Consider the following 15,334-nt stretch of genomic DNA (forward strand, 5'->3'; position numbering starts at 1 on the left):
CCTGCGGCCTCACCCCGGAGTTTATCCGGCAAGATGAAGAGGCGTTAGCGTCGCCGCCCTTCGCGCAGCCATGCAGCGACGATGAACAGTGCGCTGAGCATCAGGACCAGCCAGCCGGGCAGCAGGGCGGTGGCACGCACGTCGCGGGTTTCGAACGCGTTGCGGGGGGTCAGGCCGATCCAGCCGCGTCCTGCGGCGGGGCGGCCCTCGCGGACGTTGCGGATGTCGGGCAGGCCGGCCTCTAGCAGCAGCGCGCCGCCGCGTGTGCTGTCTATGGCGGGTTGCAGCAATTCGGCGGTGCCGACGGTGTTGATAAATTCGCGCGGGGCAGCGGGGCCAAGGCCGATGACGGCGCTTTGGTCACCGTTTTCCAGACGGTACAACCCAATCTCGGGGCCTTGGTAGTCGGCGATGAACTGGCCGGGGGCCACGTTGCGCAGGGTCAGTTCGGTGGTGGTGCCATCGGGGGCCGTGACGGTCACGGGGGGCACGGTATCGCTGAGGGTACGGCGTTCGATCTGCATCGACTGGCCGCTGGCCGTGGCGGTCAGCGCCTCTTCTTCCAGTTCAGGTTCTTTCATCATCCAGTGGGCCAGACGACGCAGCAGTTCCAGCTGCGGCCCGCCGCCTTCGTAGCCGCGCGACCACAGCCATGCGTGATCCGACGCCAATAGCGCCACGCGCCCTTCGCCGACCCGGTCCAGCACCAGAAGCGGGTTGTCGTCGATGCCCGACATCACCACGTTGCCCGAATTCGGCGTCACGTCGATCTGGCGCAGCCAGCGGCCCCAGTCGCCGCGCGACGGCAGGTTGGTGGTGACCGGATGGCGTTCGCCCAGATCGGTGACCTTGGGCCGGTACGCCTCTTCACGCACGCGAGCCGTAGGCACAGCGGGCATGACAGCCCCCAGCGGCGAGCGGAACAGGCTGTCGGCGGTGGCAAAGTCCGGCCCGGCAGCAACCAGCACAGCGCCGCCCTGACGCACATAGTTGGCGACGTTTTCCAGATACAGCGCGGGCAGGATGCCGCGCCGCTTGTAGCGGTCAAAGATGATCAGGTCGAAGTCTTCGACCTTTTCCATGAACAGTTCGCGCGTGGGAAAGGCGATCAGGCTCAGTTCGCCCACCGGCACGCCGTCTTGTTTGTCGGGCGGGCGCAGGATGGTGAAGTGTACCAGATCGACAGAGCTGTCGGATTTCAGCAGGTTGCGCCATGTTCTCCCGCCTGCGTGGGGTTCACCCGACACCAGCAGCACGCGCAGCCGGTCGCGCACGCCGTTCATCTGGATCAGCGCGGTGTTGTTGCGCGCCGTCAGCTCGTCACCTTGCGTGGGGGTGGTGAACTGGATCACGTTGCGCCCGCCGTGGGGCAGGGTCACGGGCAGGTCGATGTCCTGACCGACGGGGACGCGAAAGCGTTGCGGGTCTTCGCCATCGACGGAAATATCCAGCTCGGCAAAGGGTTCGCTCACAGGCGCCGCGCCCATATCCTCGACCCGCAGGGTCAGGATGACGGGTTCGCCGATAATCGCAAATGCGGGCGCGCCCACCACGGTCAGGCGGCGATCCCAGTCATCGGCAAAGCCTGATTGCAACAGGTGCAGCGGTGCCGGCAGCGCCAAGGCCATGTCGGCATCGTGCACCTGCCCGTCAGACAGCGCGATGATGCCCGCCACCCGCGCCTGCGGTTCTTCGGCCAGCGCGTCGGACAGTGCGCGCATCAGCATGGTGCCGCCGTCGCCCTCGGCATCCGGCACGGTGATGCGGCGCACTTCGGTGTTGGGGCGGGCGGCAAGCTGTGTTTCCAGCGCGTCGGCGGCTTGGGCTGTCTGCTCGGTGCGGCCCGGCAGGCCTTGCGAGGCGCTGGTGTCTTCGGCCAGGATCACGATGTCGCTGAGCGGCGCGCGGTCCTCGACCTGATAGGAGGGTTGCGCCAAGGCCGCCAGCACCACCAGCGCCGCCGCCCCGCGCAAGGCCCAGCCACGCAGGCTCCGGACCAGCGCCAGCACCACACCGGCCAGCGCAATTACGGCCAATGCAATCAGCCACGCCCAGGGCAGCAGCGGATCAAAGATAACAGTTCCGGTCATTGGCCCAGCCGATCCAGCAAGGCAGGCACATGGACCTGATCGCTTTTGTAATTGCCGGTCAGCACGTGCATGACCAGATTGACGCCAAAGCGGTAGGCCAGCTCGCGTTGGCGTTCGCCGCCAAAGCCGCGGCCCACGGGCAGCATCGGATTGCCAGCGCTATCAACCGCCCAGGCGCCCGCCCAGTCGTTGCCGCCGATCACCACCGGCGTGACCCCGTCGTTCAGGTTGCGAAAGGGCATGCCCTCGACCTGTTCGGCTCCGGGGGGCGATGCTTCGACCCAGACATCGCGGCTGGTGTAGCGGCCGGGGAAGTCCTGAAGCAGATAGAAGGTGCGGGTCAGCACGTGGTCGCCCGGCACCGGTTCCAGCGCCGGAATGTCCAGCGGGGCGGCCAGATCCTGCAACTTGCGGCCATTGGGGCTGGCCGTGCCAAAGCCTGCGACATTGGCGTCGCGGGTGTCGAACAGGATCAGCCCGCCCGAGCGCAGGTAGTCGTTCAGCCGCGCATAGGCGTCGGCCGAGGGGCGCGGTTGATCAGGGGTGATGGGCCAGTAGAGCAGGGGGAAGAACGCCAGATCGTCGGTTTCAAGGTTCACGCCCATCGGCAGTGCAGGTTCGACCGAGGTGCGGAAATACAAGGTGTCGGACAGGCCGCGCAGGCCCGCCTGGGCGATCTCGTCCACGTCGGCGTTGCCGGTCAGCACGTGGGCCAGAACCACCTCGGATGTGGCTTCGATGGCGCGCTGGGTTTTGTCGTCTTGCGCGTCGGCCCCGTGCGGCACCATCAACAGCAGTGCCAGCGCGGCCACGGCGCCACGTGTCGGACCCAGCCGTCCGGACAAGGCAAGCGACGCCACCACATCGGCCGCCAGCAACAGCAGCGCCAGCGCCATCAGCAGGCCGCCCAATGCCTCGGGCGGGGCGCTGCGAAAGCCGGTGACGGGGATGCGCGCGGGCCATGTGGCGGGGGTCAGGACAGCGTCGGCGGTCAGCACGTTGCGGGCCAGAAACCGGTCGTCTGATGCATAGATCCCCGGCAGCATTTGCGGGCCAAGCGGGGCGTTGACCAGCGTCGGCCCTTCGATGCCGGGCAGGGTGCCTGCATCGCGCAGCACGCCATAGCCGTCCATCACCTGTTCGGGTTGCCAGACGGTGCCTTGCAGGTCGGCGGCCTCGGGGGCTGAGGCGGCGGAGGACACGGCCAGACGTTCCAGCATTTCCACGAACAGCCCAGACAGCGGCAGGGTGGACCATTCGGCGTTGGCGGTCACGTGGAACAGCACGACCTGCCCCTGCCCCATGCGCTTGCGGGTGACCAGCGGCGTGCCGTCGGACAGGTCGGCAATGACCGCTTCGGCCAGATCGGGGCCGGGTTGCGCCATGACCTGCGCGCTGACGCGGACGTCATCGGGGATGTTCAGGCCGAAAAACGGCGAACTGTCGCGGAAGGGGGCCAGCGCTTTCGGCTCGCCCCAGCTCATCGCGCCGCCGACCGACCGGCCACCGCTGCGCAGGCGCACGGGCATCAGTGGGTCAATTGCGTCGCGGCTGATGTCGCTGGCGGCCACATGCGGTCCGGCAAAGCGCAGCAACAAGCCGCCCTCTTCGACCCAGTCGGCCAGTTTGGCAGATTCGTCGTCTGTCATCGTGGCCACATCGGCCAGCACGATCACATCGGGGTTGGCCGGCAGCACATCATCCAGCGCACCGTCCAGCAGGTCGGCGGTGGGGGCCAGCGCCTGTTGCAGGTAGTGCAGCGGTGACAGCAGCTCCAGCCCCTCGCGGTCGGTGCGACCGGCGATCAGGGCAACCTCGCGGCGGCGCAGGCTGTCGTCGGTCAGGGTCAATGCACCGGCGCTGCGACCGCCCTGAATCTCGAAACGGGTGATGCGGGCGCGCAGTTCGGCGGGCAGCACCAGTTCGGTCTGCGCCTCGGTCGCGCCGTCGGCAAATTCGGCCTGAGCGGTGGCCAGCGTGGTCGGGTTGCCCGCCGGATCGCGCCCTTGGGCCAGCAGGGTCACGGCGCGGGCGGGGCCACCCGCCGCACGCAGGGCCGTCAGTTGCACGGCACCATCGGCATAGGTCGCAGGGGTCATGCCCAGTGTGTTCTGCCCCGACTGGATCACCGAAAGCGGTCCCAGCGCCTCAAGCGCGGCAAGAACGCGGTCCTGCCCGTCATAGGCCAGACTGTCGCCCATCCACAGCGCGCTGGACGCATCGCTTTGGGCGATCAGGTCAACGGCTGCATCAATCTGTGTGCTGTCCGGTTGCCACGGCTCGGGCTGGAACCCGGCCAGCCGCGTGGGCCATGTGTTCGCCGCCAGAAACACCGGCGCTTCGGGGCGGGTCAGTTGCAGTACGGCAACCGTGCGGTCGTCGGCGGCGGCGCGGTTCAGCTCGCCTTGCAATGTCTCGATCATTTGCGGCCAATGGGCGGCACCGGCCCAGGTGCCATCCAGAACCACCAGCAGCGGGCCGCTTTCGCGGGCACGCTCGGTTTGCGGGTTCATCACCGGACCGGCAAGGCCAAGGATCACCAGCGCCACGGCCAGCATCCGCAGCAGCATCAGCCACCATGGGGTGCGGTCCGACACCGCATCGGCATCCGTCAGCCCCAGCAGCAACGCCACGCCGGGAAAGCGGCGGCGGATCGGCGCGGGCGGGACCGCGCGCAGGATCAGCCACAGGATCGGCAGCGCCGCAAGCGCCACCAGCAACCACGGTGCGGTAAATCCGATGCCCCCCAGAACCGTCATCCGCGCACCATCACGGAACGGTCCATCGCACGGTACAGCCACAACAGCGCCGATTGCGCGCTGCTGTCGGTGTGGTGAACGCCGTAATGCCAGCCGGTCAGCGCGCACAGGCGCTGAAGCTCGGCCTTGCGGGCGGCCAGACGCTCAAGATAGCGGTCGCGCAGGTCATTCGCTTTCAGCGTTTCGTGCCGCAGGGTGCCGCCGACGCTTTCAAAGATGGTGCGCCCACGAAACGGGAACGCTTCTTCCGACGGGTCCAGAACGTGCATCAGCACGCCCCGCACGCGACGGTCGGCGGCCTTGGTCAGGGCCAGTTGCACGTCGGCAATGTCGCCCATGAAGTCGGACGCAAACAGCGCCTGCGCATGGGGGATCATCGCGCGGTGTTCAGGCGGGCTGTAGTCGTCGGCAGAATCCTCGGACAGCATTTCAGCCAGGCGCATCACTTGCATCCGTCCGCGCCGGGGCGGCAGGCGGGTCCCGGTCAGGCCCACACGTTCACCGCCACGCACCAGCAGGATCGCCAGCGCCAGCGTCAGAACGCGCGCGCGCTCGGCCTTGGTCGGCAGGGCATCGGTGCTGTTGAACCGCATCGAGGCCCCCTGATCGCACCACAACATAACCGACTGCGCGATCTGCCATTCGCGTTCGCGTACGAATTGCGTGTCGCCCATGGCGCTGCGGCGGTGGTCGATCATGCGGCGGCTGTCGCCCACCTGTGCCGGACGGTATTGCCAGAAATCATCACCCGTGCCAGCGCGCCGGCGCCCGTGGTCGCCCAGCAGGACGGCACCGGCCAGATTCTCGGCACGGGCCAGCAACGCGGGCAGGCGCGCGGCCTGATCCTCGGCTGACTGGCGCAGGGTGATCGGGTCTGGCGTCACGCGGCGGCCTTGCGGGACAGGCCCGCAGCGGTGGTTTCGATCAGGTTCACAAGGCTGTCGCCCCGCGCCCGCGCCGCAAAGTTCAACGCCATACGGTGCGTCAGCACAGGCCGCGCCATATCAACCACATCCTCGGCCGAGGGGGCCAGACGGCCATCCAGCAGCGCCTTGGCCCGCACGGCCAGCATCAGCGCCTGCGACGCACGCGGGCCGGGGCCCCAGGCCACCGTGTCACGCACCTGTTGCGACGCGTCGGGCGCATCGGGACGGAAGGCACGCACCAGATCCAGGATCATCTCGACCACACTGTCGCCCACGGGCATCCGCCGCAGCAACCGCTGGGCCGCCAGCAATTCGCCGCCCGAGAACACCGCAACCGCCTGCGCCTCGGCCTCGCCGGTGGTGGCGATCAGGATGTCGCGTTCGGTCGCGCGGTCGGGATAGGCCACGTCGATCTGCACCAAAAAGCGGTCAAGCTGCGCCTCGGGCAGGGGATAGGTGCCTTCCTGCTCAATCGGGTTTTGCGTGGCCAGAACGTGGAACGGATTGCCAAGCGGGCGATCCTGACCTGCGACGGTCACGGTTTTTTCCTGCATCGCCTGCAACAGCGCCGATTGCGTGCGTGGCGAGGCGCGGTTGATCTCGTCGGCCATCAGCAACTGGCAAAAGATCGGGCCGGGCAAGAAGCGGAACGCGCGGCTGCCATCGGCGGCGGTGTCCAGAACTTCGGACCCCAGAATGTCGGCAGGCATCAGGTCGGGGGTGAACTGCACGCGGTTGCCGTCTAGCCCCATAACGGTGCTGAGCGTTTCGACCAGCCGTGTCTTGCCCAGACCGGGCAGACCGATCAGCAACCCGTGACCGCCGCACAACAGCGCCGTCAGTGTCAGTTCAACCACACGCGGCTGCCCGATGAACCTCCGCGTGATTGACGCCTTGGCCTGACCCAGTTTCTCGCCCAGGGCTTCGATCTCGGCGACCATGTTTTCGGCGTCACTCATGACTTTTCACTCTCGCAGGTTATATTGCTCTTTCAGACAACGTATCGTGCAAACGCGAAATAGCAAAAGCCGGAAGGGGCAAATTTCAGTCATGAGCGGACAAAAAACCGTGACGCCCAACGCAGACAGCCTTGTTGCGTCGATTAAAGCAGCAAAAACGCGCGGACTGCCGCCCGTGGACAAGTGGGATCCCGCCTTTTGCGGCGATCTGGACATGCAGATCAAACGCGACGGGACGTGGTTCTATCAGGGGACGCCCATCGGGCGGCCCGGATTGGTCAAATTGTTCGCATCGATTCTCAAGCGCGAGGGCGATGATTATTTTCTGGTCACGCCGGTGGAAAAGGTCGGGATCACCGTCGAGGATGCGCCGTTCCTGGCCATCGACTTCGAAGCCGAGGGCGAGGGCACCGATCAGGTGCTGACATTCGTGACCAAGACCGACGATGTCACCGTCGCAGGCCCCGACGCGCCGATCCGCGTGGAACGCGACGCCGAAACCGGAGAACCGTCGCCCTATGTGCTGGTGCGCCGCAATCTGGAGGCGCTGATCGACCGCAAAAGCTTTTACCGGCTGGTGGACATCGGCGCCCATCACGAGGGTTGGTTCGGGGTGTGGTCCAAGGGGGAATTCTTTGGCATCATTCCGTCGGACGAATTGCCCTGAGCGGTGACGATTTGCACTTGGCGCGCCGCGCGGTCTGCGGCAGGTTGCGGCCATGCCCAGATTTGCCGCCAATCTTACACATCTATGGCCCGACCTGCCGTTCCTTGACCGCTTTGATGCAGCCGCCGAGGCGGGGTTCAAGGCGGTCGAAGTGCTGTTTCCCTATGATTTTCCCGCCGGTGACATCCAGCGCGCCCTGCGACGGGGCGGGTTGGAGATGATCCTGATCAACGCGCCGCCGCCGAATTACACAGGGGGCGACCGTGGCTTTGCTGCGATTGCGGGGCGCGAAGAGCGCTTTGCTTACGACATGCGCCGCGCCACGCGGTTCGCGCAGGCGCTGGGCGTGTCGTTCATTCACGTGATGGCCGGTGTGGCGCAGGGCGACGGGGCGCGGACGGTGATGGTGGAAAACCTGAAACGCGCCTGCGATCTGGCCCCTGACGGGATCACCCTGACGCTGGAACCTTTGTGCCCTGCATCGGCCCCCGGGTATTTCCTGAACGATTTTGATCTGGCAGCGGGGATCATCGCGGACGTGGGCGCAGACAATCTGGCGCTGCAATGGGACAGCTACCACGCGCAGGAAATCACCGGTGATGCGCTGGCATCCTTTGCCGCACTGCGCCCGCTGATCCGTCACATCCAGATCGGCGACGCGCCGGACCGTGGCCCGCCGGGGGCGGGGACGGTGGATTTTGCGGCGTTGTTCCGCGCGATTGACGACAGCGGCTATGACGGCTGGGTGTCGGCGGAATATACGCCGGGTGGTCCGACCGAAAAAACGCTGGGCTGGATGAAGTGAGGGTAAGGGGCGCTGCCCCTCGGCCTGCGGCCTCACCCCGGGATTTTTTGCACCAGAGAAGTCTGGACCGTTCTGGCGTGTTGTGGGAACTCTTTGGCGTTTGCCCCTGAAAGGTCCGCCGATGATTCCCGCGCGTTATGCCCACATTGCCTTTGGCTTTTTCCTCAGCGGGATGATGTCGCTGATTGTGTCAGGCATCAGCATGTTGCGCGCCACCGAGGTTTGGGACGGGTTTCTTGCCATCTGGATGGGTGCGTGGCTGACCAGTTGGGCCGTGGCCTTTCCGGTTGTGTTGTTCGTGGCCCCGTTGGCGCGGCGGATGGTGATGCGGCTGACCGTTCAGGGTTAGTGCGCTTCGGCCCAGTTCGCGCCCTTGCCGGCGTCCACGGTCAGCTTCACATCCAGTTTCACCACCGGATCGGCGGCGTTTTCCATCACCTCGCGGGCGGCGTCGATCAGCGCGTCTTCTGAGCCGTTGTCCACCTCGAACAGCAGTTCATCGTGCACCTGCAACAGCATGGTCGCGGGCAGATCGGCGATGGCGGCGGGCATACGGATCATCGCGCGGCGGATCACGTCTGCGGCGGTGCCCTGAATGGGCGCGTTGATCGCGGCGCGGGCGGCGAAACCGGCGCGGGGGCCTTTGCTGGCGATCTCGGGCGTGTGGATCTTGCGGCCGAACAGCGTCTGGACAAAGCCGTGCTCTTTGGCGAACGCCTTGGTGTCGTCCATATAGGTGCGGATGCCGGGGAAGCGTTCGAAATAACGGTCGATGAACCCCTGCGCCTCGGCCCGCGGAATGCGCAGGTTGCGGGCCAGACCAAAGCCCGAGATGCCGTAGATCACGCCAAAGTTGATCGCCTTGGCCTGACGGCGGATGTCGGGGGTCATCGCGTCCAGCGGCACGTTGAACATTTCGGACGCGGTCAGCGCGTGAATGTCGATGCCGTCGGCAAAGGCTTGTTTCAGCTCGGGAATGTCCGCGATATGCGCCAGAATGCGCAGTTCGATCTGGGAATAGTCCAGCGCCACCAGCGTCTTGCCCTGTTCCGCCACGAAAGCCTCGCGGATGCGGCGGCCTTCTTCGCTGCGGATCGGGATGTTTTGCAGGTTGGGATCGGTCGAGGCCAGACGCCCGGTGGATGCCCCCGCGATGGAATAGGACGTGTGCACGCGGCCTGTGTCAGGGTTGATGTGGTCCTGAAGCGCGTCCGTATAGGTCGATTTCAGCTTGCTGAGCTGACGCCAGTCCAGAATGCGGCGCGGGAAATCGTGTTCGGTTGCCAGGTCTTCGAGAATGTCGGCACCGGTGGAATATTTGCCATTCGCACCCTTCTTGCCGCCCTCAAGGCCCATGTCCTCGAACAGCACCTCGCCCACTTGCGCGGGGGAGCCGACGTTGAATTTGCGGCCTGCCAGTTCGTAAATCTCGTCTTCCAGCCCGGCCATCTTCTGGGCAAAGGCGTTGGACATGCGGCTGAGCGTGTCGCGGTCAACCTTGATGCCGGACCGTTCCATTGCGGCCAGCACTGGCACCAGCGGGCGTTCCAGCGTCTCGTACACCTTGGTCACGCCGACGCGGTGCAATTGCGGCTTCAGGGTCTGCCACAGCCGCAGGGTGATGTCGGCATCCTCGGCGGCATAGGCCACGGCCTTGTCCAGCGGCACGCGGTCAAAGGTGATCGCGGATTTGCCAGAGCCCAGCAGGGGTTTGATCGGGATCGGGGTGTGGCCGAGATAGCGTTCCGACAGCGTGTCCATACCGTGATTGTGCAGGCCCGCGTGCTGCGCATAAGACAGCAGCATCGTGTCGTCGATGGGCGCGACCGTGATGCCAAGTTGGGCGAAAATCTTGGCGTCGTATTTCATGTTCTGCCCGATTTTCAGAACCGAAGGGTCCTCAAGCACCGGCGTCAGCATCTCAAGACACTGTTCCAGTGGCATCTGCCCCTCGGCCAGATCGTCCGAGCCGAACAGGTCGTCGCTGCCGCTGTCCTTGTGGATCAGCGGGATATAGCAGGCCTGACCGGGGTCGACGCACAGCGATATGCCGACCAGATCGGCGGTCATCTCGTTCAGGCCGGTGGTTTCGGTGTCCACAGCCACCCAGCCGCGTTCTCGGATGCGGTCGATCCAGACTTGGAGACCGGCGGCGTCGCGGACGTGTTCGTAGGCGTCCGGGTTGAAGGGCACGGCCTCGGTCTCGGGCAGGTCGGCGGGGGCGGGGGTTTTGTCCTCGATCACCGGCGCTTCCACGTGCAGCGCCTCGGCGATGCGTTTGGACAGGGTGCGGAATTCCATCTCGGCCAGGAAGGCCAACAGCCGTTCGGGATCGGGGTCGCGCACTTCCAGATCGTCCAGCGTGAAATCCAGCGGCGTGTTTTCGTCCAGCTTCACCAGATCGCGGCTTAGGCGGATCTGGTCGGCGTGGTCGATCAGGGTCTGTTTGCGTTTGGGTTGCTTGATCTCGGATGCGCGGGCCAGAAGCGTGTCCAGATCGCCGTATTCATTGATCAGCAGCGCGGCGGTCTTGATCCCGATGCCGGGCGCGCCGGGCACGTTGTCGACGCTGTCGCCGGCCAAGGCCTGCACATCCACCACGCGGTCGGGGAAGACGCCGAATTTTTCGAACACGCCGTCGCGGTCGATGCTGCGGTTCTTCATCGCGTCCAGCATTTCGACGCCGTCGCCGACCAGTTGCATCAGATCCTTGTCGCTGCTGATGATGGTGCAGCGGCCCCCGGCGGCGCGCGCCTGCACGGCCAGCGTGGCGATGATGTCGTCGGCCTCGTAGCCCTCTTTCTCTTCGCAGGCGATGTTGAACGCCTCGGTTGCGGTGCGGGTCAGCGGGATCTGCGGGCGCAGGTCCTCGGGCATGGCTTCGCGGTTGGCCTTGTACTGGTCGTACATATCGTTGCGAAAGGTGTGGCTGCCCTTGTCAAAGATCACCGCGACATGGGTCACGTCGCTGCCGGTGTTGCCCTCGACATAGCGTTGCAGCATGTTGCAAAATCCCGCAACCGCGCCAATCGGCAGCCCGTCCGACTTGCGTGTCAGCGGCGGCAATGCGTGATACGCGCGAAAGATAAAGGCTGAGCCGTCGATCAGGTGCAGGTGGCACCCTTTTCCGAATTTTGATGACATCACACCCTCGCTGCAAGCTTTGGTCATCTTGTGCCACAGGCGGGCCACGGCTTCCAGATGGTGTGCTGGATGCAGGCGGAATTAGTTCGGGGCGCTGCCCCGTCGCTGGCGCGACTCCCCGGGATATTTGGGGCCAAAAGAAGGGATATGCCGTCGGTTCGGCTTCATCTTGCCAAATAAACTCAAATCCCAACGGGGCCGCGCGCGGTTCAGTTGGCAGATTGGTACAGCCAGTGCGACAGGCTGATGGAATAGGGCAGTGGCGTCCAGCGGCCAAAGCGCAGACCGGCGGCGCGGACCATCTCTCCGACCCAGACGTTGCAGGTGCGAAACAGGTTGAAGCGGCCCGTGGCGGGATAGAACATGTCGGTGGTGGTAAAGCCGGGGTTGTCCAGCGGTGTGTCGCCGTTGAATGTGGCGCGCAGGGCGGTCAGGAAGCGGGCGTATTGCGCGTCGGTCATGGAAAGGCTGCGCAGGTCCAGTTCGGGCGGCACGGTGCCCACCACGTCCATCCGGATGACCGAACTGTCGCCGGTCGCGCCGGTCCATGCGGCGCGCGCTGTGACGTCGCCATAGGTGCCCACGGTGGTGTAGAAATCATGCGCGCCCCAGCCGACCAGCAGGTTTTGCGCGCCGTCCATGTCCATCAGCAGCGCCGCGTCGGGCAGATCGGCAAAGGCCGCGCGCGTCGCAGCGTCCAGCGGCAGGATGAAATCATAGTGGATGGGGCCCGCGATCAGCAGCACGCGGTGGTCGGGCGCGCCGGCATCCGCAATGCGCCCTGACGGGACCAGTGCGCCGACGATGGCCGCGCACGGATAGCACAGGATCAGGACAAGCAGGCCAACGGCAAGCCGTTTCAGGTGTCGGCCTTGTGGTCGGCGTGGATGTATTTGCAATCGCAATAGGGGCATTCGACCCAGCCCGTGTCCTGCGGGATTTGCAGCCAGACCCGTGGGTGGCCCAAGGCACCTTCGGAGCCGTCACAGGCCACGCGGTATTGTTCGACGATTTTGGTCTCGGGGGCTTGCAGGGTCATGGGCGTCCTCATCGGTCGGATAGTCGGGCCTTTATGGGCCACAAGGAGGCTGCCATGCAAGGGGGATCAGCCGGTGTCGACCGGCACTGCAAAGTGCCGGGACGAGCGGCCTCGAACGGGACGACCCCGGTGCCACATAATATATGACCACGCGCGCGGCGGAGCAGGGCGTGGGCGCTGACTGCGGCTTGTTTCAGTGCAGAGCCGTCTTTGGGCGGATCAAATCCGCCAATCTGTCTCAAAACGGTTCACCCCGGCGGTGCGCTGGGTTAGAACGCCACAAAATAGTCATAAAGGTCGCACCGCATTATGCCCTCAAAACCCGTTGTTCTGTGCATTCTTGATGGCTGGGGTCTGCGCGAGGACACCACCGGAAACGCCCCCGCGCTGGCGAAAACGCCCACCTTTGACCGCATCATGGCGACCTGTCCGAATGCCACGCTGATCACCCATGGGCCGGATGTCGGCCTGCCCTCGGGGCAGATGGGCAATTCAGAAGTGGGCCACACCAACATCGGTGCAGGCCGTGTTGTGGCGATGGATCTGGGTCAGATTGATCTGGCGATCGAGGATGGGTCGTTCTTTGAAAACAGCGCCTTGCGGGCGTTTATCGCCGCGTTGAAACAGACCGGCGGCACGGCGCATCTGATGGGGGTCGTGTCGGACGGCGGCGTGCACGGGCATTTGACGCATATGCTGGCCGCGGCCAAGGCCTGTGCCGACGCTGGGCTGCCTGTGAAGATCCACGCGCTGACCGACGGCCGCGACGTTGCGCCAAAGTCGGCGCAGGGGTATTTCCGCACGCTGACCGATGCGCTGCCCGAGGGGGCGGCAATCGCCACCGTCACGGGACGCTATTTCGCGATGGACCGCGACAACCGTTGGGACCGTGTGCAAAAAGCGTTTGACGCCATTGTGCATGGCAAGGGTGCGCAAGCTGGCGATGCGCAGGATGCGTTGACACAGGCCTATTCCGCTGAGACCACGGATGAATTCATCCCCGCGACGGTGATCGGCAGCTATGCCGGCGCGCAGGATGGCGACGGCGTTTTCTGTCTGAACTTTCGCGCCGACCGCGCCCGCGAGATCATGGCAGCCATCGGCGCGCCTGACTTTGCGGCGTTTGATGTGGGCACACGGCCCGAATGGGCGGGGCTGCTGGGGATGGCCGAATATTCGGACCAGCACAACGCCTACATGCAGACCGCCTATCCCAAGCCTGCCATCGTCAACACGCTGGGCGCTTGGGTGGCGCAGCACGGATTGCGCCAGTACCGCATCGCGGAAACCGAGAAATATCCGCATGTGACGTTCTTTCTGAACGGCGGCGTCGAAGTGCCTGCGGAGGGCGAAGACCGCTACATGCCCAAAAGCCCGGATGTGCCCACCTATGACGTCCAGCCCGAGATGTCATCGGAAGAGGTCACGGCGCATCTGGTGCAGGCCATCGGCGACGGCTACGACCTGATCGTGGTCAACTACGCCAACCCCGACATGGTCGGCCACACCGGCGATCTGGATGCGGCTATTGCCGCGTGCGAGGCCGTGGACCGTGGTCTGACACAGGTGATCGCGGCGCTGGAGGCTGCGGGCGGTGCGATGATCGTGACCGCCGACCATGGCAATTGCGAAGTGATGATCGACCCCGAAACCGGTGGCCCGCACACGGCGCACACGCTGAACCTTGTGCCGGTGGCCGTGGTCGGGGCGCAGGGCACGTTGCGCGATGGCCGTCTGGCCGATCTGGCCCCGACGTTGTTGCACCTGATGGGGCTGGAGCCGCCCGCCGAGATGACCGGGAGCAATCTGCTGTCATGATCCGCGCGCTTGCCCTTCTGGTGTGCCTCTGGCCTGCGACCCTGTGGGCGCAGGATGGCACGGCCTTGGCGCGCGATGCAGGGGCGCAGTTGCAGGATGCGGCGGTGCAGTTGGAAGAAGCCGACAGCGCCCGCGACCGGGTCAAGGCGCTGACCGCGACGATCAAGGCCTACGAGGCCGGGCTGGCCGCCATGCGCGACGGGCTGCGCCGTGCGTCGCTGCGCGAAACCCAGCTTTCGCGGCAACTTGCGGCGCGGGACAACGAAATCGCGGGCTTTCTGGGCACTTTGCAGACCATCGGCAGCACGCCATCGCCCACGTCCTTTTTGCATCCCGACGGTCCGACCGGCACGGCGCGGGCGGGGATGTTGCTGGCGGAACTGACGCCGGCGCTGAACGCCCGCGCGTCCAGCCTGCGCCGCGATCTGGAAGACGTGCAAAACCTGCGCGCGATCCAGACGCAGGCCACGGCGCAGATGCAAAAGGGTCTGACCGAAGTGCAGACCGCCCGCACCGCCCTGTCCAAGGCCTTGGCCGAACGTACCGACCTGCCGCGCCGTTTCACCGAAGATCCGGTGAACACAGCTATTCTGATCGAATCGTCGGAAACGCTCGACGCTTTTGCTTCGGGCGTGTCGAACATTGCGCAGGACGAACAATCCATCAGCCTGCCCGATCTGGCCGCCCGCATTGGTGATCTGCCGCTGCCCGCGCAGGGGATCGTTCTGCGCGGCGCGAACGAGGCCGACGCCGCAGGCATCACGCGCCCCGGCATCCTGCTGGGCACCCGCCCCGGCGCGTTGGTGACGACGCCCACGGCGGCAACCGTGCGCTATCAGGGGCCGCTGCTGGATTTGGGGCAGGTGGTGATTCTTGAGCCGCAGCCAGACACGTTGTTCATTCTGGCCGGTTTGGGGGCCGTCTATGTCGAAACCGGCGAAGTGGTGGCCACGGATGCGCCGATCGGGCTGATGGGTGGACTTTCTGCAACCTCTGCGGCAACTGAAATGTCACAGGAAGGTGAAGGCTCTGGCACTGCCCGTTCCGAAACGCTCTATATAGAAGTAAGACAAGACAACGTTCCGCAGGACCCGGCATTGTGGTTCCGCCAAGGTAAGGATGGATAA

12 protein-coding genes are annotated in these 15,334 nt (G+C 65.3%); 5 read left to right on the forward strand and 7 right to left on the reverse strand.

The features are described from left to right. Window positions 1–44 precede the first annotated feature (44 nt). The 4 genes from AAC077_RS10495 to AAC077_RS10510 are packed head-to-tail and all read right to left on the reverse strand — an operon-like array spanning window position 45 to window position 6,734. On the reverse strand, window positions 45–2,090 hold the full coding sequence (locus AAC077_RS10495; RefSeq protein ID WP_339769247.1) for a hypothetical protein: 2,046 nt from the start codon (window positions 2,088–2,090) through the stop codon (window positions 45–47). Further along, window positions 2,087–4,849, reverse strand: a complete 2,763-nt coding sequence (locus AAC077_RS10500) for a DUF4159 domain-containing protein (protein WP_339769249.1) — start codon at window positions 4,847–4,849, stop codon at window positions 2,087–2,089. The genes AAC077_RS10495 and AAC077_RS10500 overlap by 4 nt, the downstream gene beginning before the upstream one ends. Beyond that, entirely contained in the window at window positions 4,846–5,733 is an 888-nt protein-coding gene (locus AAC077_RS10505; protein WP_339769250.1) for a DUF58 domain-containing protein, read from the reverse strand. Before AAC077_RS10505 ends, AAC077_RS10500 begins: the two co-directional genes overlap by 4 nt. After that, window positions 5,730–6,734, reverse strand: a complete 1,005-nt coding sequence (locus tag AAC077_RS10510) for a MoxR family ATPase (protein ID WP_339769251.1) — start codon at window positions 6,732–6,734, stop codon at window positions 5,730–5,732. Before AAC077_RS10510 ends, AAC077_RS10505 begins: the two co-directional genes overlap by 4 nt. A gap of 91 nt (window positions 6,735–6,825) precedes the next feature. Here AAC077_RS10510 and AAC077_RS10515 point away from each other — a divergent pair, with 91 nt between their 5' ends. The 3 genes from AAC077_RS10515 to AAC077_RS10525 all read left to right on the forward strand — a co-directional run bounded on the left by AAC077_RS10515 (window position 6,826) and on the right by AAC077_RS10525 (window position 8,555). Next, window positions 6,826–7,401 carry a DUF1285 domain-containing protein gene (locus AAC077_RS10515; RefSeq protein WP_339769252.1) on the forward strand — a complete coding sequence of 192 codons (576 nt, stop codon included), beginning with the start codon at window positions 6,826–6,828 and terminating at the stop codon, window positions 7,399–7,401. Window positions 7,402–7,453: 52 nt separating this feature from the next. Next, on the forward strand, window positions 7,454–8,206 hold the full coding sequence (locus tag AAC077_RS10520) for a TIM barrel protein (RefSeq protein ID WP_339769254.1): 753 nt from the start codon (window positions 7,454–7,456) through the stop codon (window positions 8,204–8,206). 121 nt (window positions 8,207–8,327) lie between these two features. Then, entirely contained in the window at window positions 8,328–8,555 is a 228-nt protein-coding gene (locus AAC077_RS10525) for a DUF2798 domain-containing protein (protein WP_339769256.1), read from the forward strand. On the opposite strand, the gene polA is transcribed toward AAC077_RS10525, so the two are convergent. The 3 genes from polA to AAC077_RS10540 form a co-directional block, all read right to left on the reverse strand. After that, entirely contained in the window at window positions 8,552–11,350 is a 2,799-nt protein-coding gene (gene polA / locus AAC077_RS10530; protein WP_339769258.1) for a DNA polymerase I, read from the reverse strand. The genes AAC077_RS10525 and polA overlap by 4 nt on opposite strands. Before the next feature lie 209 nt (window positions 11,351–11,559). Beyond that, complete coding sequence (locus tag AAC077_RS10535; protein WP_339769260.1) at window positions 11,560–12,249, reverse strand: DUF2459 domain-containing protein; 690 nt, start codon at window positions 12,247–12,249, stop codon at window positions 11,560–11,562. Further along, window positions 12,210–12,389, reverse strand: coding sequence for a zinc-finger domain-containing protein (locus AAC077_RS10540; RefSeq protein ID WP_339769262.1), 180 nt, complete (start codon window positions 12,387–12,389; stop codon window positions 12,210–12,212). The genes AAC077_RS10535 and AAC077_RS10540 overlap by 40 nt, the downstream gene beginning before the upstream one ends. 306 nt (window positions 12,390–12,695) lie before the next feature. Here AAC077_RS10540 and gpmI point away from each other — a divergent pair, with 306 nt between their 5' ends. Together gpmI and AAC077_RS10550 are read left to right on the forward strand one after the other, a co-directional pair. After that, a complete protein-coding gene (gene gpmI / locus AAC077_RS10545; RefSeq protein WP_339769505.1) occupies window positions 12,696–14,207 on the forward strand; it encodes a 2,3-bisphosphoglycerate-independent phosphoglycerate mutase in 1,512 nt (503 codons plus the stop codon). Further along, window positions 14,204–15,334, forward strand: a complete 1,131-nt coding sequence (locus AAC077_RS10550; protein ID WP_339769264.1) for a peptidoglycan DD-metalloendopeptidase family protein — start codon at window positions 14,204–14,206, stop codon at window positions 15,332–15,334. Before gpmI ends, AAC077_RS10550 begins: the two co-directional genes overlap by 4 nt.

Origin of the sequence: uncultured Pseudosulfitobacter sp., assembly GCF_963976325.1 — a bacterium.
Classification (GTDB): Bacteria; Pseudomonadota; Alphaproteobacteria; order Rhodobacterales; family Rhodobacteraceae; genus Pseudosulfitobacter.